Origin of the sequence: Dolichospermum sp. UHCC 0315A (assembly GCF_008121535.1) — a bacterium.
Classification (GTDB): Bacteria; Cyanobacteriota; Cyanobacteriia; order Cyanobacteriales; family Nostocaceae; genus Dolichospermum; species Dolichospermum lemmermannii.
In genome coordinates this window covers 2,528,794-2,548,765 of the sequence record NZ_CP043056.1, presented here as the reverse complement: position 1 = coordinate 2,548,765, position 19,972 = coordinate 2,528,794, and the positions used below count along the sequence as shown (strand labels likewise).

The following is a 19,972-nucleotide window of genomic DNA, read 5'->3' as shown; positions in this document are numbered from 1 at the left end:
GAAAATAATTATATTGGTGATTGAAAAGTCTATATATATGGGCGCACACTTTTCCACTCATAACATAAGGATAACTCAAGCTTTGAGCTTTGTCAAGTCTTAATGATGATTTTAGTGATATTGAATTAAACTGCGTTTACTTTGAACCGCATAGTTTTTTCTGAATCAGGTTTTATGTTCAAATTCTATACTCTTCCCTGTCACCTGCTGTTTACTACCTATCCACCAAGCCAACCCACCCATAAATAATACCCCCATAACTCCCTGTAAAGGATTATTATTCACACCAGTCACCCAATCAGGAACTTGACCCGAATATTGGGTTAATTGCCCCACATTAATGATATAATAACCCCAAACCAACCCACCATGTAAACCAATAGGTAAACCCAAACGCCCCCGTTTCCAACGTTTTCCCCATACCTGCGTTAACCCCAACAGCACCAAAGCCGGAAACTGGGGTAAAGTGTGAATAATTGCCTCCAAAGGTTTAATAAAATGGGATACAGCAAATAAAATTGCATCTATCCAGAGAGCGATATTTAATTTATAATCTCGTTGTAACTCATCCAATAACCAACCCCGAAATAATAATTCCTCTGCAAAACCCACACCCAAACTAACTAATAAACCTTCTAAAATTATTCTCCCTAAAAATACTTGTGGTTGTTGCCATACCAACCAACCTAGTACACCTTCCAAACCAAATAAAACTAAAACAGTAGTTAGTCCAATAGCCAACCCCTGCAACACATTCACCCCATTCAGGCGTGTAAATTCTAAACCATAATGGCTGAATATTTTTGGTTGTTGATAAACTTGCTTACCCCAAATATTCAGCAGAAAAATAAACTCTACATATAATATCACCAACGTCAAAATACTTTCTAAATTAGTATCTTCAACTAGCAAATAAATTGGTACAGCTAGGGGTAGCCATAAAAATAGTAAGGCCAGTATAAAACAAACCAGCCTCACAGGAACCGGATATTGGGTAAGTTGAGTGAGATTAATTTTCATAAAGTTAGTCAGTTATCATTAGTCAACAATATACTGCTAATGACCAATGACCAATGACCAATGACTATTCGTCAGGTTCAATCGTACTACTTAAACCATGATTATTGAGGGTTTCAGAATAGAACTCCGCGTGTTCTTGAGCGCACCTAATTACTAAAGCTAACCCGTTATGGTGAGCTTCCATCATAATACTAACAGCTTGCGGTTGGGTGATGCTATTAACAGTAGTCATTAGCACCTGTACTACATACTCCATCGGATTATAATCATCATTATGAAGCAAGACGCGATACTGAGGCGCAAGCTTGCGGGATGTAGAACGCTTCTCAATGGTTTCGACTGACACGATTCTTTGCTCTTTTATTGTTGATTTACTACAATACAGTCCTGTTAGGCATTTGCTCAACAGTTATTTACTTCTGCACTGCCGCGGTTTCACCTGGAAATACTTTTGGCGTTGCTAAGAAGTTTTTTCCTAAAGCATCATAACACAAATAAAAGAAATTTGCATTGATAATGGGACAGAGAAAATTTTTCTTTGCCTTCTATCTCCTCACTAGCAACAGAAATTATTAAAATCAAGGAAACGGCAACATAGTTCCTACTCTAGATAGTTATGGATATCAGCTCAAAATTTCAACCAGGACAAATTGTGTCCTTGGATTATAGTCATCAAAATCTTTATGCAGAAGTTATTGAAATCGTGGTTTCCCGTCAATTGTGCTGGGTGCGTCCTTTACTGCTTGTGAACTCTACCCAAGAATTACCACTTGTGATGGATTTACGAAATGTATCTGATTTGTTATGGCCATTAGATTTATTTAGACCGGCTCTAGATACAGAAGTTATTGCTTTTTTAGGGCAACTTTTTCCCAAAGAACTCAAATTTGAGCCTGATTTAGGAGCTAAACAACAATTTAATTTATTTATTCATCAACTGTGGCAAGCATATCAACAAGGACAAGAAACATAAAGAGACTTAATTGCATAGGTAATACTAGCAACATAGGATGTTGGTAAGCAGCGTTGATGCCCAGTGCGATGAGACTTATCCCCAGGTAGGAACTAACTGTACTCTACCAGCATCCATCTCTGCCATTAGTAATTCTAAAGCTTCATAGTCAACATCAGAGATATGACCAAGCTTTGTTAATTCTGAGTTAATCTCATTTTCGATTTCTGGCGTTAATTTGCGGATATGCAGGGCTTTTTCTACCAACTGACGAATCACGTATCGAGTTTTCATAACAAATAAACCAAATTGTAGTTACTAGTCATTATCTAAGACAATGTTCGGTATAAAAGGTGATTTATACATCTTGACCCGGTGATTTAGATCACTACTAAATAATCAAGACCAGTTATTCGGGAACTCTGTTTTTATCAGCGACAAAGGTAAAAATAATGGCTGACAACTACAGAGAAATTTTACTGAAACCACCTCCATTCCTAGCTTCAGCAATAGTATTGCTATAGCGACAGATGATTAATCTGCATTCAGAAGGCATAAGTAGATTGTTTTTTAACTTGCTAAAAAAAAATGTATATATAAGTACACTTTACCATTGACTTATGACAATCTTTAAATAAACCCACTCAACCTATAAAGATTGAGTAAAGAGACTTCCAACTTGTAGCCAAGTCAGAAAAAAGGTTATCTTCAAATCAAATGCAAATTTAAACTTATAAAAGCTTATATGATAATTTCAATATAATTCCTAAAATTTTGCGCCTTTGCTCCTTTGCGCCTTTGCGCGAAACATAATTCATGCAGCACCAAATTTGCAAGATAAAATTATTGAACTCAAGTTAAAATCTCTAATTAATGCTAGTATCAGAGTGGTTAGCTGTAATTTATGGTAGCTAGAAGATAGCAAGTGGCTGTTTTAGTTGAACAATTAATAACATCGGATATTTTAAAACCTGCTCGTTACCTGGGTAATGAGCGTTTAGCAGTCCATAAGCCTTGGGATACGGCAACAATTCGTTGGGTTTTGACCTATCCAGAAGTGTATGAGGTAGGAGCATCAAATTTAGGGCATATCATCTTATACAACATTTTGAATGCCCAACCTCGTCAATTATGCGATCGCGCGTACTTACCCGGAGCAGATTTAGCCGCAAAACTCCGCACTACGCAGACACCCCTGTTTGCAGTGGAATCTAAACGGTGGTTAACGGACTTTGATATTTTAGGCTTTAGTCTCAGTTACGAATTAGGCGCAACTAACATCTTAGAAATGTTAGATTTAGCCGGAATTCCCGTCACTAGAGAAGAACGGTTACAGGGAAATTACCCGCTAATTTTTGCCGGTGGACAAACAGCAACATCTAACCCCGAACCTTATACAGATTTCTTTGATTTCATCGTTTTAGGAGATGGGGAAGAACTACTTCCCGAAATAGGCTTGGTTTTAGAAGAAGGGAAAAAAACAGGCTGGAATCGAGAAGAACTATTATTAGACTTGGCGCAAGTTCCTGGTGTCTATGTGCCGCAGTTCTATGAAATGGGTATTGGTGGGGCTGTATATCCCCTGCGTCCAGATGTCCCCAAAAGAGTCCTGAGAAGAGTAGCTACGCCCATTCCTGCCTATTCTATTGGCTTAGTACCTTATGTAGAAACAGTCCATGATCGCCTCACCATTGAAATTCGTCGAGGTTGTACTCGCGGTTGTCGCTTCTGTCAACCAGGAATGCTAACTAGACCAGCGAGGGATGTCGAACCGGAAAAAGTAGTAGAAGCTATAGAAAAGGGAATGCGGGAAACTGGTTACAATGAGTTTTCCCTGTTGTCTTTAAGTTGTTCTGATTATTTAGCCCTACCAGCGGTGGGGATGGAAATTAAAAATCGCTTAAAAAATGACAATATTTCCTTAACCTTACCTAGTCAAAGAGTAGATAGATTTGATGAGAATATTGCTAATATCCTGGGAGGTACGCGCCAAGGTGGGTTGACCTTTGCCCCGGAAGCGGGTACACAAAGAATGCGGGATATTGTTAATAAGGGCTTGACAAATGAAGAATTATTGCGGGGTGTAAAAACAGCTTGGTCACAAGGTTGGGATAAAATCAAGTTGTATTTTATGATTGGTTTACCCGGTGAAACAGATGCCGATGTGATCGGAATTGTGGAAACGGTCAACTGGTTAAAACAGGAATGTTGGGAAAAAGGCCGAAGATCGTTAAACTTTACCTTGACCATTTCTAATTTTACCCCCAAACCCCATACTCCCTTTCAATGGCATTCAGTCTCCACAACGGAATTTGCGAGAAAGCAAAATCTCCTGCGACAAGAGTTTCGCAAAATGAAGAATGTGAAAGTAAATTTCACGGATTTTCGCATCTCCGCCATGGAAGACTTTATTGGTAGAGGCGATCGCACTCTGGGGAAAGTGTTACGTAGCGCTTGGGAACTGGGTGCAGGTATGGATTCTTGGTATGATAATGTAGATGCAGCATTTACAGCTTGGGAAACAGCCATTACCGAAGCCGGTCTAGACTGGAAATACCGTCAAGTTGAAAATGGCGAATGGAATCTGTTTGCTGCTGACAACAAAGAACCAGAAACCCTCTCACCTTTGGATACTCCCTTACCTTGGGATCATATTGATACTGGCATTGATAAAAAGTGGCTACAAGAAGACCTCCAACGCGCTCTAGAAGCCGCAATTGTCCCTGACTGCTCTTTTGAAGGTTGTTCTCATTGTGGAGTCTGTGGCACTGATTTCGGTCATAATGTGGTTGTGGCTGCACCACCCATTCCCAGCTTTATCGGTGATTTTGTTCCCAACACCACCAAAGCTCAACGATTGCGAGTATGCTTTGGTAAACAAGGGGATATGGCTTTGGTCAGTCACTTGGATTTAATGCGTCTATTTGATCGAGTTATGCGCCGTGCCAGTTTACCAATTACATTCACAGGTGGTTTTCATCCTGGTCCGAGGATTTGTCTAGCCAGTGCTTTGACTTTAGGTGCTACCAGTGAAGGGGAAATTGTTGATTTTGAGTTGACCCAAGCCATTGATATTGAAACTTTTCATGCCCAATTGGTTAAGCAGCTACCTACTGACATCCCTATATATAATGTGGTAGAAGTAGATATCAAGTCTCCCTCTGCTACCCAATCTCTAGAAGCAGCCGAGTATTTACTAACAGTGTCTATACCCCAAAGCGAGGTACAACCGGCACAATGGCAAGGTTGGATTGAAACTATTAAAAATCAAGAGGAGATTTTATCGGCACATACAACTAAATCCGGTAAGCAGCAATTAATAAATCTGCGTGATCGCCTGTGGGAGATAGAATTAATTTCAGCATCCAACCGAGAATCAGACTCAACAGCAGTATTGCGTTATTTGGGTGTCTGTCGTCCCGACGGTGTGATCTTGCGTCCTGAGCAAATATTGTCTATGCTGGAAACAGTGGCGAATGGAGAATTTCACCTCTTGCATATCCACCGCAAGCGTCTAGTTATTGGATAACTTGCTAGTAGTTGCCAAAAATTAGGACATTGTGGGAATTGATTTTTCGCAAGGTTGCGTTAGAATGATAATCAAGAGAAATTTTCTGGTGCTGCCTTGAATGACCGAAAAGACGGGACACAAGCCTCGTCCTTCCAGGACGGCTTTATGTTAAAATTTGGTCATAGTCGCCATAGGGCATTGGGAGACTTTAAACGGACATGGAGGGACGATAAGACCACTTGTGGCGTGTTCTGGCGAAGTGTCAAGTGTTTCCCCGCACCTTCAGTTCGGTGGGTATGTCAATTGATTCACTACCTGTGATCATCACGGGAGCGAAGGCAAAAATATAAGAGTGTAACTTCTAAGATTGTATCCCAGACAAATTCCGCTGCTGATTACAAACCACTCTCTCTATGGCTACCTTGTGAATCAATCACTAACAATAGCTTTCGTCAACTTCTCCATTCACTGATACATTCTATCTCTTAAATAAGACTTGCTTTGATTGCGGGCTTTTATGCAATTGCTACAAATGCAAGTGTGTTTAATTGTCAAAAATACCACGTAAGTATTGACAGAGATTAGAAACCTGCCAAAATTCTTGTAAAGATGACTCAGTGAGTTATCTGCACCCAGCTAGACTTTCTAGTAAAAACACGGATAGTGAATCCAGTGCTAAAGGCAGATTTCCCTCCGTCAGCAGATGGTAAACCCAAAAAAAACCGTGTCTAAACGCGGAGGTTTTCCACAAAGTGTGTGCTATTTAGATATAGTCAACTTTACTTGATGAAGCGTTAACTTTGAAATAGATATCTACGGATATCCAAAGTTTAAATAGCAGCGTATAGTATGGAAAATTGGCCAAAGGCGGTTGATTGAAGTCTGTAAAATATATGCAGCTATTCAGGAATAATCCGGCGTATAAACGCATCCAAGGTATCATTAGTTAGCTCTTCATAACTTTGCAGAGTTACTCAAATTGCGAATTTTTATTACTAGTAGCGTCTTGTAGCAGCGACCGTCAGGACAAGCGGGATAACAGAGAACTTCCTTGTAATTCCCAGCGGTGCTGCCAATTTTTGAGGAAATTGAATGCCAAAACAAATTATCATCGCGGAGCAGCATCAAATCGCTGCTGTATTTTCGGAAGATCAAATACAAGAACTCGTTGTAGCTACTGGTCATCACCAAATTGGTGATATCTATTTAGGTGTAGTAGAAAATGTCTTACCTGGGATAGATGCGGCTTTTGTCAATATCGGCGACCCAGAACGCAACGGTTTTATTCACGTCACTGATTTAGGTCCATTAAGGCTAAAACGTAGTGCAGCAGCGATTACAGAACTGTTGACACCACAGCAAAAAACCTTAGTGCAGGTGATGAAAGAACCAACGGGATCAAAAGGCCCCAGACTGACAGGTAACATCACCTTACCTGGTCGTTATGTCGTGTTGATGCCCTACGGACGGGGAGTAAATTTATCGAGACGGATTAAGAGCGAAAGTGAACGTAATCGCCTGAGAGCTTTGGCAATTCTAGTAAAACCAGCCGGAATGGGGCTGCTGGTACGCACAGAAGCAGAAGGCAAGCCAGAAGAAGCAATCATTGAAGATTTAGAAGTGCTGCAAAAGCAGTGGGAACTTGTGCAACAAGAAGCAGTAACCTCTCGTGCGCCGGCTCTACTGAATCGTGATGATGACTTTATTCAGCGCGTTCTCAGGGATATGTATGGTGGTGATGTGAATCGCATTGTTGTTGATTCCAGCACGGGCTTAAAACGGGTGAAGCAGTATTTACAAAATTGGAGTGGTGGACAAACACCCCAAGGATTGCTAATTGATCATCACCGCGATCGCTCTCCTATCTTAGAATATTTCCGGATCAATGCGGCTGTCCGCGAAGCCCTCAGACCGAGAGTAGACTTACCATCAGGTGGTTATGTCATCATCCAACCGACAGAAGCCTTAACGGTCATAGATGTTAACTCCGGTTCTTTTACTCGTTCCGCAACTGCTAGAGAAACAGTGCTGTGGACAAACTGCGAAGCTGCGGCGGAAATTGCTCGTCAGTTACGGTTGCGGAACATTGCTGGGGTGATTGTGGTTGATTTCATTGACATGGAATCTCGACGTGATCAAATGCAAGTTTTAGAACACTTTAACAAAGCTCTAAAAGCTGATAAAGCTCGTCCCCAAATTGCTCAACTGACTGAACTAGGTTTGGTTGAACTCACTCGTAAACGTCAAGGCCAAAACATTTATGAATTATTTGGCGAAACTTGTCCTACTTGCGGCGGTTTAGGACATACCGTCAGATTACCGGGAGAAACGGAAAACCGCTTACCCATTCCGGCTGCGGACATCCCAGAGCGGTTTGTACCGATGCCACAAAGGGAATCTCGGACACCTGCACCTACCCGCATTCCTGATATTGGTAGCGTAGCCCAAGCCACACCCCGCGATACCTATGATGGTTTTGGAGATGGTTTTGAAACTGAACCAGAATTTAGCTCTCTCCATTTGATCAATCATCCTAGTTACCAAGAACTAAATGATAAGCGCCGGACCCGGACTCGTCGTAGTCGTATTGGTGTGAATGGCGCTAATGATAAAGATGAATCCCGCTTACCTACCAATCCTTTAGCTTTTGTCAATCATGCAGATTTAGACTTAGAAGAACCTGAATTACCAATCCCAGAAATCGCTCCACCTACTATTAATAAATCCGGTTGGACAGAAAGGCCAGAACGGGCAAAAGTCAAACTAGAACCGATTAAGGTAGAACCACCAGAGATTATTAATGTGGAAATGTCAGCAAAGGAACAAGATACATTTGCTGAAATGGGAATTTCTCCTTTACTCAAGTTAGATCGGGAGGGAAAAAATCCAAGATCGGTGATTATTAATGTTGTCCAACCAGGACAATCACCTATTGAAGAAACTGAATTTATCCCCGAACCAATTGTAATGGAAAAGACAATTCCTGAAGTTGTCACCATTAAAATACCGAAACCAACTTTTGAGCTAGAAGAAGAATCATCTTTCCCACCATTAGCAATATTCCCAGAATTGACAATAGTTCCCCAAGTAAAAGCAACTGAAACTGAAGGAAAAACTGAAATAGAAACAGAGATTGAAATAGAAGCTGAAACTAATAATGGATCTACTCCTAATCGTCGTCGTCGTCGTCGTTCATCAGCCTTAGATCCAGATGGTTTCGGACTATGATTTTCATGATTTATGTGATTGATTAATTAATTAAGTAAGTAAGTAGAACGGCTTGAATAATTCAAAGTTTGTAGTGAGGAACTTATTCCTCATTTGAGGTCTGAAGCCCTTACTACGAAATCATCTCCAGATTTTTTACATTACTTAATCTACTTTGATTTATTTTCGTCTACTTACTTACTTAAATCAATTACATAAATCATAGTTACGACTAATCATCTGAATCAAACAAATCACACAAATCACAGTTTAGACAATGGGAGAAATTAAACCTGCACTCTGGGATAATTCGAGTTGGTTAGAGTTTTCTAGCTACTCAAATATGCAGGGTGCAGTTGGGGGTGTGGACGAGGTAGGAAGAGGGGCTTTATTTGGTCCTGTGGTGGCAGCGGCAGTTATATTACCAGTAGAGGCTTTATCAATCCTGATGGTAGATAACATTAAGGATAGTAAAAAGTTGTCTAGCTCTCGCAGAACTAAACTAGCTGAAAAAATTAATACCCTGGCGTTAGACTGGAGAATTGGTTATGCTACAACTGCGGAAATAGATGAGTTGAATATTTTACAGGCAACTCTATTAGCTATGAAGCGGGCTGTTTTGAAGTTGAAGGTAAAGCCTGAACTGTGTTTGATTGATGGTAATCAGTTGGTGAAGAATTTGCCAATACCACAAGAAACAATTGTTAAGGGTGATGAACTATCGCTTAATATTGCCGCAGCTAGTATTATGGCTAAGGTTTGGCGTGATGATTTGGTGCAACGGTTAGCATTAAAATACCCTTTATATGATCTAGAACGGAATAAAGGTTACGGAAGTCCGCGTCATTTACTGGTGCTTCAAAAATACGGACTTTCACCTTTACATCGGCGTTCTTTTCGTCCTTGCCAAATTCCATCTTAAAACTACTCAAAATTCAAAGTTGGTAATATGGCTTGGTCACTCTACCGCTATCAGGAATGTTATGATCAATCTCGTTATTTTGAGTTTGCGAGATTACCCAATGCCGATAATCTGCTAAGAGGTGATGTAACAATCTTTGCTTAATTGTCAGTAGCACACTTTTGAGTAATCCATTCCCTGTAGTTTCTAAAATTGATTTGGGTGTAAAGGAAAATGGTTGTGGTATGTCTACTAAAACTTCCAAATCAGCTTTCCCTTGCAAGTGAGTTTCACCATTGAGTTGAACTGGTGATAAATAGCCTTTTAAATTCAGCGCAAACCTTTCGTTAATATACTCAAAACCCAGTATTTCACAACCGAGCGATCGCAAATAAATTGTACCGCTGGCATCTGCCCAAACTCTCATATCTACGGTTGGCTGAATACTCAGTGACATAAAAGACAGAGGACGCATTTTTAACCGAAAAACTTCGTCAGAAAGTTGTTGAATTCTTGTATTATCAGCTAAGGCATTGACCAAACGTTGAGGTTGACGCAAGTAGTGTTGAATAGGAATAGATTGCTTAGGAACGGAAATTTCCACCGATTGAGAGGCAATAAACTTAGTAACCATGAGCAAATTAAACCATTTGTTTTTTTTATTGTAATATTTTTTAACAATTTAAATTGCTAAAAAATCAAACTTTCATTTCATTATTAATTAAATTCGCCAAATTTAAAAGCATGAATCTGAAAATCGCTCATTTAGGTCCACAGGGAACTTATACCGAACAAGCAGCTTTTTTTTATCTCAACTGGTTAAAAACCCATCAGGGCATTATCGCTAATTTATATCCTTATCCTAGCATAGCTCAATCACTACAAGCTATAGCAGATAAAAAAACAGAAATAGCTGTTGTCCCTGTGGAAAATTCTATTGAAGGTAGTGTCAACATGACACTGGATAGCTTATGGCAATTGGATAATTTAAAAATTCAGTTAGCGTTAGTTTTACCAATTCAACATACATTAATTTCCTATGCAACTAACTTAGATACTATTAAAACTGTCTATTCTCATCCCCAAGCGTTAGCTCAATGCCAAGGATGGTTATCACGTTTTTTACCAAATGTCAATTTAATTCCTAGTAATTCTACTACTGAAGCATTACAGAGATTAGAACAGGAAGTAACTACAGCGGCAATTTCTTCTATTCGAGCGGCGCAATTGTATAATTTACCTATTTTAGCTAAGGGTATTAATGATTACCCAGAAAACTGTACTCGGTTTTGGGTGGTTAGCACGGAGGAAAATCATCCCATTGATTGTACTCATACATCCTTAGCATTCAGTGTACCAGCTAATATACCGGGCGCATTAATGAAAGCATTGGCGGTATTTGCTCGTTTGGGTATTAATCTCAGTCGGATTGAATCGCGTCCTACAAAACGCTCTTTGGGCGAATATTTATTTTATTTGGATATTGAAGCAGATGTGAATGCACAGATGATGAAATCTGCTTTAAGAGAGTTACAAAATTATACAGAAATCTTGAAAATCTTTGGTAGTTATAGCGTGTTACCCATTAGTTTATAATTGGAGACTGGGGATTGGGGCTTGGGGATTGGGGATTGGTGAAAACTATTCTTCTTCCTCCTTCCTTCTTCCTCCTGAACTCCTTCCTTCTTCCTCCTGAACTCCTGAACTCCTTCTTTCTGACTCCTGTAATAGTGTAAAAATATATAGAATCTTCTGCAAATATCCATTACATTACTTTTTAACAGTTTTGCGTAATTCCCCACCCTCGATGTACTCATAGGGTGGGGATGTAAGCAAGTCAAAAACGAAACGTCTGGATAATTAATTTTCAACACAGTTGAAAGAAATTATTCAGACAGTTGAGTTGTTGACAACTATATTTTATTTATGCCAAATTATCAATGTATTTCTCTACAAAGTTAGCGAATTTAGCAACCATAAGTCTTTATTGACTGTCATCAGTGCCGAAATTAGATAATAGCAGTATACTATAAAAACCAAGGAGGTGATTGATGATGGCATTACGGAGATCAACTTTCCGACTATATCCAAATAAACAAGTCAGTGAAATGTTGTCCTACCACCGCCAACTGCATAAAGACTTATATAACGCAGCTATATCGAACCGTATTACTTCATATAAAAAGTTTGGTAAATCTGTTTCTTACTTTGAACAACAGAACTGTTTACCGGATTTTAAAGAAGTTTGGATAGAGTATAAAGCCATAAATTCTCAAGCATTACAAGCTACCTTAAAACGGGTTGATTTTGCTTTTCAAAGGTTTTTCAAGGGACTAGCAAAGTATCCTAGATTCAAGTCAATTCGTCATTATTCAGGTTGGACTTATCCATCATTCACTGGATGGAAAGTACATAGCACAGGTGATAACGGCTATTTAGAATTATCAAAAATCGGTCAAATCCAGATGCGTGGTCAAGCTAGACTTTGGGGACATCCTAAAGCCTTAGATATCCTCAACCGCAACGGTAAATGGTATGCCTCAATTGTTCTAGAAATTGATGATGTTTTACTTCATAATAGCCGGAAAACTGATGACGGAATTATTGCAATTGATTTAGGTTGTAACGATGCAATTGCTTGGACAAATGGGTCAGAAAATGGTTTAGTTCAGGCACCTCGTTTTTTCAGAAAGGCAGAACAAAGAAATAAACAATTAGGAAAAGCTAAACGCAGAAAACGCGCTCCTAACTTCAAAAGGAAAATTAAGGCTTCTAGAAGGTGGAAAAAAACGACTAAGTTGGTTAGTAAGTTGAATAGAAAAGTTGCTAACCAAAGACAGAACTTTGTTCACCAAGAAACTACACGAATAATCAGCAGTAATAGCACGGTAGTTACTGAAAAACTAGAAGTCAAAAACATGAGTGCCAAAGCTAAAAGGGGTAAACGTAAAAAGCAAAAAGCTGGTCTAAATAAATCAATTCTTGATGTGGGTATGGGGATGATAAAGGATGCCTTAAAAGCTAAGTTATCAGACATTGGTGGCTTATTTGTAGAAGTTCCTACAAAGAAGGTAAAACCATCTCAAACTTGTCCTCAATGTGGAAATCAAGAGAAGAAAACTTTAGACCAACGGATTCATGTTTGCCATAACTGCGGATATACCCAACAGCGTGATATTGCAGCGGCAGAAGTGATGTTGCTTTGGTACTCAAATAATCTACCGGGGCTGGGAACGAGCCTCGTAGACGTAGATGATTCTAGCTCTACTTCAAACACTAGCAAACGTAAGAATGCTGGAAGTATGAAGCAACTCGGTCAAAAGAAACGTCAAAAATCTCAACTTACTGACGGGGATGTAGAAACCCCATCTTCAACGAAGTAAGATGGGGTAGTTCATAATGTCAAGTTTTCAGACTTCTACCTTAATGCAATTATCTGTATCGCCAAAACTTTGTCAACCTTTAAAGATTGTCGCCTTGGGAGATAGCTTAGTATATGGATACGGTGATCCAGAAAAAGGTGGTTGGGTGGAACAACTGCGACGGTGGTGGATGCTACCGGATAGTGTGGGTCATGTGCTTTATAATTTGGGAGTAAGGGGCGAACTGCTTGCAGCAGCGCTTACGCTATCGCACACAGCAAATTGCCCAACGCTTAGAAGTGGAATTTCGCCACCGGGGAGAAATCCGCAATCGTGTACCAGACTTGATTATTTTATCTGTCGGTGTGAACGATACACCTCGATTAAGAAGTCCCAAAGGCAGAAACTACACAGATTTTAGTCAGTTTGAATCAGAAATCGCCACATTACTAGATCAAGCAAAACAACTTTGTCCTGTGCTGTTTGTGGGGATGGTTCCCGTAGACGAAACCAAAATGCCTTTTCTGGATTGTTTATTCTACAATCACGCTGACCAATACCGCTACAAAGAAGCAACACGGCAAGCTTGTGAACAAAGACAAATTCCCTATTTAGATATTTTTGATCAATGGATGCAACGTAGTCAAGGATGGAGAAGTGAACGGATTACCAATGACGGACTGCACCCGAATACACTGGGTTATCAGGACTTACTAGAATCTGTACTTAACTGGAAAGAATTATCCGAATATCATTGTCAAGCTGATTATGGGGCAGAATTGCAACAAGAATTTAGATGAAAATAGGGATTTTATCATCAATTATTAATTAAGTAGGTTGGCGTTAAAAATTGTCGTTGGGGCAAGGGAACTCTTAACTGGGAACTCTTAACTGGGAACAGGAAGAGAGTTTTGGGCGATTTTACTTTTCTTCACATACCTTTAAATTTTTCAGTTCACCTACTTACCCTTAATTTGACACCAATGAGCATTGCTAAACCCCTACAGTTTAATGCTGTTTACCTACTTAGCTTGAGTTGATACCGTTAAAACCTGTGGTGGTGAAGCATCTGGTGGATACAGAAAGTCAACTTGGACTAAAGATGTATTTCCTGGTTTTATATTCAACGATACCAAAGGTTCTCCCGTTTCACCACGCTTTTGAATTAAATGCACAAATTTATTTTGCCATTTTCCCTGGTCTTGATAACGTAAGCGCACAGTCCCTCGGAAGAAGATTTGACGCGCTGGTAGCTTAAAAAAGCGAAGTCCAGGTTTACTTAATTGATTTTCTTTGAGGGGAGTTTGGACTGCAACACTTACGGTTTGTTGATTTTGAGTATTGTTGTATAAAGGTAACTTGAGACTATATTGAATCCCATAATTACCATGAGCGTAATAAGCAGTATCAGGATAGCGCACTAACATGGGTGCGGTTTGAATTTGATTTGTTCCTAATGTTCCCCCATGTAAGGTACTCAAACCGTAGGAAAACGCTGCCCCAGGTTGAGGAATAGTTAAATACTTGCTTTTTGGTGTATCTACTATATCTGCTAACCATCGAGAACCCTTAGATACTCCCGCTACACGTCCGTAAATTGTCGGTTTGTTGTTTCCTGTGATGGGAGTGGGGACTTTATCTCTAGGGGTGGATAATTCACCATTATCTAATAAATTTTGCCATTCTGCTAAATTAGGCGATCGCTCACTACCGTCAGTATTTGTCCGGGCAAACATCGCCAAACTTGCGGCGTAAACATTACCATTACTTCGCAGTCGCAGATATGTAGAACGACCATTTAAAGGGGGTGTTAGTCCTTGGACGGGAATTGGTAAATTTAATAACATCTGACTTTTCCCTGGGGGAATGACAATTTGGGAGGGAAAAATATCTTGTCTTTTTCCTCTCAAAATATCAGACATGACTCGACTCCCTGGACCTGCAAAAACTGTTCCTAAATCATTGGGGATTAAAGATGGTAATTCCTTAAATGGGGCATCTGGTTGACTTAAATAACTCGCACCTTGCCATATATTTACTGTCACCGGTTGAGAACCAGGATTATGTAAGATGATGCCCAAATACAAAGAACGTAAATTTTCCGGTGGGTCAGCTTTGGCAATATGATGGGCAAAAATATCAAACTGTCCACGCAAGGGAAAATCTAAATGGGCTGATGTGACTTTTTTTCCCGTTGCGGGAAAGGTAGAAAGTAAAATTCCTTCTTTTAATACCAGTTCTGGACTATTGCTATTAAATACCGGCACTGAATCCAATTTTCCCGGTAAAGGACGGACTGATTGTATTTGTAATATTTCTTCTGGTGGTGGTGTGGCAGGAACAGCTTGAGCAAGAGTTAAAGCTAGTAATAGTGGCAACATAATACTGAGTAAATTTGTTTAAACAGACGTTAATATTTCTAGAGAAGTGCCAAGTTGTTAATGATCACAATAAAATCAGCAATTATCTTTGGCAAATTTTCTGGGTTGAAAATTGGGACATGAACAAAAATACACTTAATTGAGAGTTGAGACTGGTGTAAATAGTCCAAGACTGAATAATAAAGTCCCTCGCAAACAAACTTACCACAGTCATAGCTAATCTCAACTGCTGCTGTTCCGACTAATAATTTTTCGAGATCAACGCTGGTTTGTAAAATATTTTCGGGGGAATTTCTAGACTCTTGAGGCAAGATGTCGGCAGAATTTGTAAACTCTACTGGCAAGGTGCTTGTACTACTGGCAAGGACTTCTACGCTTAATTGGGAACGACTTGCAGCCATACCACAACAGATAATATAGTCAGGTTGGAGTTCATTAATTTTGGCAATGACGAGAGAACTTGCCAGTTGCACATCGACAGGGAGACGGTGCAAAAATTTTAAATCATGGGAGAGTGAAGCCATTTTGGCTAGTCCGAGTAACAAGTCATCGGATGAATTTGACTCTTGTTGGCTTAACCAAATGTCAAAAGAAGTTAATAGTATTTTTTTTTGCATTATAAATAATAATTAGAATTAGAATAATTAAAAGCCCTCCCTCATAAATTTACAAGGAGCAGCTAAATGGCAGTGATTGCAGTTGTTGATTACGATATGGGAAATTTGCACTCTGTTTGCAAAGGATTAGAAAAAGCTGGTGCGACCCCTCTCGTTACTTATTGTTCTCAAGAGTTGGCAAAAGCAGATGCTATAGTTTTACCAGGAGTGGGAGCATTTGATCCAGCGGTACAACATTTGCGATCGCGTGGTTTGGAACAACCGATTAAAGATGCGATCGCTTCTGGTAAACCGTTCTTGGGTATTTGTTTAGGATTACAAATTTTGTTTGAATCCAGCGCCGAAGGAACGTTACCAGGACTAGGAATTGTCCCCGGAAAAGTCCGCCGTTTTCGTTCTCAACCGGGGATGACAATTCCCCACATGGGTTGGAATCAACTCCAACTTAACCAACCAAAAAGTCTTTTATGGGAACATTTACCTATCGATCCTTGGGTTTATTTTGTGCATTCTTATTATGTTGAACCCACAAATCCCCAAGTTCGCGCGGCAACTGTGACTCATGGTGATCAAAGTTTTACAGCAGCGATCGCTCATGAAAATCTCATGGCTGTCCAATTCCATCCTGAAAAATCATCAAATGTCGGATTGCAAATTCTATCTAATTTTGTGGCTCAAGTTCGTGAAAAATTTTTTGCTTAACAAAAGTTTGTAATATTTTCAGGTGTTTATTTGCTCAAAGTTGAAGATTTAATGATCAATTAAGTAATGAGTCTAAGAATTTACGGGAATCGTCTGCTTAAAACTTTACCAGGTGAACATACCAGACCTACCAGTGCGCGAGTCCGGGAAGCATTGTTTAATATTTGGCAGGGAACAATCGTTGGTTGTCGCTGGTTAGATTTGTGCGCCGGTAGTGGTTCTATGGGTGCGGAGGCTTTGTGCAGGGAAGCCAGCGTCGTTATCGGCATTGAAGAATCTAGTCAATCCTGTGCCATTATCCAAGAAAATTGGCAACAGGTAGCCAAGCCAGACCAAAAATTTCAGCTATTACGGGGAGATGTCACCCAACAGTTAAAAAAATTATCAGGTCAAAAATTTGACAGAATATATTTTGACCCACCTTATACTAGTGGATTATATGAACCAGTATTACAAGCGATCGCTCAATATCAGCTTTTAGATTGCCAAGGAGAAATAGCCGTCGAACATCGTTACAGAAATTGGCAACCAGCAAACATTGACAACTGGGAAATCTGCCGTCAAAAAAGCTATGGCAAAACAGCTTTGACATTTTATCAAGAACAGGGAACAGGGAACAGGGAACAGGGAACAGGGAATAGGGAATAGGGAATAGGGAATAGACGGAGAATTTTCTTCTTTCTTCTTTCTTCTTTCTTCTTCCTTGACTCCTGACTCCTGACTCCTGACTCCTGACTCCTGACTCGGTGACTCCTCACTCCCAACTCATCAATCAATATCAGCCGCCCAATTCGGTGGGACGTTTGTATTGTCTATAAGCAGCGTAGAATAATCCGCTTAAAGTTACAAAAACTAAACCAAGCACAATACCTGATAGTAGGGGTTCAACCACTGTAAAGCTCCTTGTTGTAATTATGGAAAGATTCGTGTCCTGTTTTTGATTTTACCAAATTTGGCAATAATCCCCCATCCCATAACAGTTTTAAATCTAAATACTAGTTGACACTCCCCGGTCTAAAGACGCGGGGATTCTATAGAGAGTTTCAGTCTATATCTCTCAGTTATCCCAGATTCAGGCAGGGTTCCTTAAATATTTGGGTTCTTGCCCTGATCCTGTTTGCCATTACTGGCAGAATCATCTCTGACAAGCGTAACTTTCCGAGAGTCCCCCGGTAGGTTTTTAATGTCTTTGCTGACAATTTAATTGTCTCACGAATATGGATGAAAATTTGAAATAATTTCAAATTTTTAAATTAATGTCAATGCAGGATAAAGGAAAGCCTCTAGCCTTCATCCCTTGTCTAAAGCACAGATGTAGCTGACTTAGTCAGCTACATCTTCAAGGGTTTTCGGCATTTCCCTTATAAAAATTATCATTTGTACTTGCGAACACCATCAAGAAATTTTAAGCTATGTGTAGGAAATGAAAACTTGCACATTGTCAAAGCAACCCTTTTGGATAACCAGCTCATCAAACCTGAAACCCTAATTCAACAGTTCGTTATGTTCACCGTAGCGATGCTGATAGCCCTCCCATTAATCCTGTTTGGGATTGAGATAGTAAAAGCCTCTGATCCTTATGTTAAAAGTGTTCTATCCCTCCAGGGAAACCCAGTCCAGGGAAAAGCTATTTTCCAAATCAACTGTGCTGGTTGTCATGGTTTAGAAGGAAATGGACTAGTTGGTCCGAGTTTACATGAAATCTCCAAATATAAATCCCGCTATGGACTAATTCATCAAGTAACTAGCGGTGAAACTCCGCCTATGCCTAAATTCCAGCCCAGTATTCAAGAAATGGCAGACCTTTTAAGCTATCTAGAAAGTCTATGAACTTTTGTCAGACAAAATTAAATTCACTCGTTAAAAGAGGCAATAGGGAACAGGGAACAGAAAAATTCAAAGGTATGTAACGATATGTAAAGTTGTCTTAATACGAGATGCTGGTTGAGGGTAAAACGCAAAGATTGTAAAGTTTTATTGCAGGATTCAACAATTGTGGATTTGTATTAACTGATAATCAATAAGAAGTATACATGATATGATATGACGGCGTTACATAATAGCTATATAAATTATGTTTCGCGTCAAGGCGTAAAGACGAAAACTTTAAGACTCTTTGTGTAATAATTCTGATACACACTATTTAATGGGCTATAGGGTTTGTGACTTTGACAAAAATTACCCCTGGACAACCACTGACTGATACGCAAAGAAATGGCTTACAGTTAGTATCCCTGTGGGGTGGGGGTAAACGTGATGTGGTTTTAGCTATTGATATCACGGAAAGTGTAGGTTTAAATGATCAAGGTCGGATTCATTTACGTCAAATAGTTGAAGACAGTCTCAAACCTGGTGATTCTGTTTATGTTGTTCCCTTTGCTCAAAATTTGGTTTTTGATGCCGTTATCTCTGTTGAAAATCCATTAGGAACACCCATATATTTTAGAGATAAAAATTCGGAAAATATTAATAAAGTATTAGCGAAAATTCCTTTTAATTCTGACCCTAACCGCTATGGAACAGATATTCAAAGAGCAGAGTTAATAGTATATCAAGGTATTGCCCAGATTAATCAAAATCGAGTTTCCAAAAATCAACTAATTAAGCCGCAATCGGTTGTTTGGATTACTGATGCACCGTTATTTACTCAACCAGGAATTACTTCCGAAGTTTGGATAGAAACTCCTGCTAATAGTCCTTTTAGAATTGCGACATCACCGGAAAGTCAAGAAAGACAGAATTGGATTAAGGCTTTATCATTCAAAGAGCGATCGCTCATCATTAAAAACCAAGATAATAAAGATTATACATTATCTGTAGTAGACATTAATCCTACAGTTCAAGAAGTTTGCACACCAGTACCAGGAGGACAAGAAACTTGTTTAGTTAATCCTTATTTATTCAAACAGCTATGGCTACCAAGTTTAATTTTATTATTCATACTTGCATCAATGGTAGGGGGTATATTAAAATATGCTAAATTGCAAAAAAAATGGGAGGTACGAATTAAGTTAGAAGATGATGGAGAAGATGAAGAACGAATATGTAGATTACCAAATAATAAAAAAATTGCTATTGGTGAATATGATCCTAGCTGTATACATTCTATTGACTTTAGAGGTGGAGAATTACAAGCATATTTAGAACGGAAAGGAGAAAAACTTTATTTAGTTCCCACAGAAGATACAAAAATTGAACTTAACAATAAAAAAGTTACATCACGAACTCTCATATCAACTTCTAAATTTACCCTAAATTGCCCAGATTCACGCCAGAGAGAATACGAAATATCTATCAAAATCAAGAAATAGTTTATAGG

17 protein-coding genes and 1 pseudogene are annotated in these 19,972 nt (G+C 39.3%); 11 read left to right on the top strand and 7 right to left on the bottom strand.

All coding sequences use genetic code 11. The features are described from left to right. Positions 1-165: 165 nt before the first annotated feature. Both BMF77_RS12330 and clpS read right to left on the bottom strand, forming a co-directional pair. Positions 166-1,020, bottom strand: a complete 855-nt coding sequence (locus BMF77_RS12330; protein ID WP_148763136.1) for a CPBP family intramembrane glutamic endopeptidase — start codon at positions 1,018-1,020, stop codon at positions 166-168. 64 nt (positions 1,021-1,084) lie between these two features. Beyond that, the gene (gene clpS, locus BMF77_RS12325) at positions 1,085-1,366 is read right to left on the bottom strand and encodes an ATP-dependent Clp protease adapter ClpS (RefSeq protein WP_041457654.1); all 282 of its coding nucleotides are present in this window, start codon (positions 1,364-1,366) and stop codon (positions 1,085-1,087) included. A 270-nt stretch (positions 1,367-1,636) separates the two neighbouring features. Here clpS and BMF77_RS12320 point away from each other — a divergent pair, with 270 nt between their 5' ends. After that, positions 1,637-1,993 (top strand): hypothetical protein, encoded by a 357-nt coding sequence (locus BMF77_RS12320; protein WP_210422342.1) that lies wholly within the window; start codon positions 1,637-1,639, stop codon positions 1,991-1,993. A gap of 75 nt (positions 1,994-2,068) precedes the next feature. Here the strand turns inward: BMF77_RS12320 and BMF77_RS12315 are convergent, their stop codons facing one another. Beyond that, on the bottom strand, positions 2,069-2,266 hold the full coding sequence (locus BMF77_RS12315) for a hypothetical protein (protein WP_015078743.1): 198 nt from the start codon (positions 2,264-2,266) through the stop codon (positions 2,069-2,071). Between the two features lie 631 nt (positions 2,267-2,897). On the opposite strand from BMF77_RS12315, the gene BMF77_RS12310 reads away from it, so the two are divergent. From BMF77_RS12310 to BMF77_RS12300, 3 genes are all read left to right on the top strand, one after another. Beyond that, a complete protein-coding gene (locus BMF77_RS12310; protein WP_148763134.1) occupies positions 2,898-5,501 on the top strand; it encodes a TIGR03960 family B12-binding radical SAM protein in 2,604 nt (867 codons plus the stop codon). Positions 5,502-6,575: 1,074 nt separating this feature from the next. Further along, entirely contained in the window at positions 6,576-8,711 is a 2,136-nt protein-coding gene (locus BMF77_RS12305) for an Rne/Rng family ribonuclease (protein ID WP_148763132.1), read from the top strand. A 256-nt stretch (positions 8,712-8,967) separates the two neighbouring features. Further along, positions 8,968-9,612, top strand: a complete 645-nt coding sequence (locus tag BMF77_RS12300) for a ribonuclease HII (RefSeq protein WP_148763130.1) — start codon at positions 8,968-8,970, stop codon at positions 9,610-9,612. Between the two features lie 13 nt (positions 9,613-9,625). Here BMF77_RS12300 and BMF77_RS12295 read toward each other — a convergent pair whose 3' ends face one another. Further along, positions 9,626-10,225, bottom strand: coding sequence for a DUF1997 domain-containing protein (locus BMF77_RS12295; RefSeq protein WP_015078747.1), 600 nt, complete (start codon positions 10,223-10,225; stop codon positions 9,626-9,628). A gap of 110 nt (positions 10,226-10,335) precedes the next feature. Between BMF77_RS12295 and pheA the strand changes: the two genes are divergently transcribed. From pheA to BMF77_RS12280, 3 genes and pseudogenes are all read left to right on the top strand, one after another. After that, positions 10,336-11,187 (top strand): prephenate dehydratase, encoded by an 852-nt coding sequence (gene pheA / locus BMF77_RS12290; RefSeq protein WP_148763128.1) that lies wholly within the window; start codon positions 10,336-10,338, stop codon positions 11,185-11,187. A gap of 458 nt (positions 11,188-11,645) precedes the next feature. Further along, positions 11,646-12,974 (top strand): RNA-guided endonuclease TnpB family protein, encoded by a 1,329-nt coding sequence (locus BMF77_RS12285; protein ID WP_148766947.1) that lies wholly within the window; start codon positions 11,646-11,648, stop codon positions 12,972-12,974. Positions 12,975-12,990: 16 nt separating this feature from the next. Continuing rightward, a pseudogene (locus BMF77_RS12280) lies at positions 12,991-13,753 on the top strand (GDSL-type esterase/lipase family protein). Positions 13,754-13,975: 222 nt separating this feature from the next. Here BMF77_RS12280 and BMF77_RS12275 read toward each other — a convergent pair. Together BMF77_RS12275 and BMF77_RS12270 are read right to left on the bottom strand one after the other, a co-directional pair. Then, the gene (locus BMF77_RS12275; protein WP_148763126.1) at positions 13,976-15,334 is read right to left on the bottom strand and encodes a DUF3370 domain-containing protein; all 1,359 of its coding nucleotides are present in this window, start codon (positions 15,332-15,334) and stop codon (positions 13,976-13,978) included. Between the two features lie 38 nt (positions 15,335-15,372). Continuing rightward, positions 15,373-15,951, bottom strand: coding sequence for a peptidase C15 (locus BMF77_RS12270; RefSeq protein ID WP_148763124.1), 579 nt, complete (start codon positions 15,949-15,951; stop codon positions 15,373-15,375). A gap of 66 nt (positions 15,952-16,017) precedes the next feature. Here BMF77_RS12270 and hisH point away from each other — a divergent pair, with 66 nt between their 5' ends. After that, entirely contained in the window at positions 16,018-16,653 is a 636-nt protein-coding gene (gene hisH, locus BMF77_RS12265; RefSeq protein ID WP_148763122.1) for an imidazole glycerol phosphate synthase subunit HisH, read from the top strand. Between the two features lie 66 nt (positions 16,654-16,719). Next, on the top strand, positions 16,720-17,301 hold the full coding sequence (gene rsmD, locus BMF77_RS12260) for a 16S rRNA (guanine(966)-N(2))-methyltransferase RsmD (RefSeq protein ID WP_148763119.1): 582 nt from the start codon (positions 16,720-16,722) through the stop codon (positions 17,299-17,301). A gap of 130 nt (positions 17,302-17,431) precedes the next feature. On the opposite strand, the gene petG is transcribed toward rsmD, so the two are convergent. Further along, positions 17,432-17,545 carry a cytochrome b6-f complex subunit V gene (petG, locus tag BMF77_RS12255; RefSeq protein WP_015078754.1) on the bottom strand — a complete coding sequence of 38 codons (114 nt, stop codon included), beginning with the start codon at positions 17,543-17,545 and terminating at the stop codon, positions 17,432-17,434. 563 nt (positions 17,546-18,108) lie between these two features. On the opposite strand from petG, the gene BMF77_RS12250 reads away from it, so the two are divergent. Together BMF77_RS12250 and BMF77_RS12245 are read left to right on the top strand one after the other, a co-directional pair. Further along, a complete protein-coding gene (locus tag BMF77_RS12250) occupies positions 18,109-18,483 on the top strand; it encodes a cytochrome c (protein ID WP_041458229.1) in 375 nt (124 codons plus the stop codon). 332 nt (positions 18,484-18,815) lie between these two features. Continuing rightward, positions 18,816-19,964 (top strand): VWA domain-containing protein, encoded by a 1,149-nt coding sequence (locus BMF77_RS12245; RefSeq protein ID WP_148763117.1) that lies wholly within the window; start codon positions 18,816-18,818, stop codon positions 19,962-19,964. The last annotated feature ends 8 nt before the right edge of the window (positions 19,965-19,972 follow it).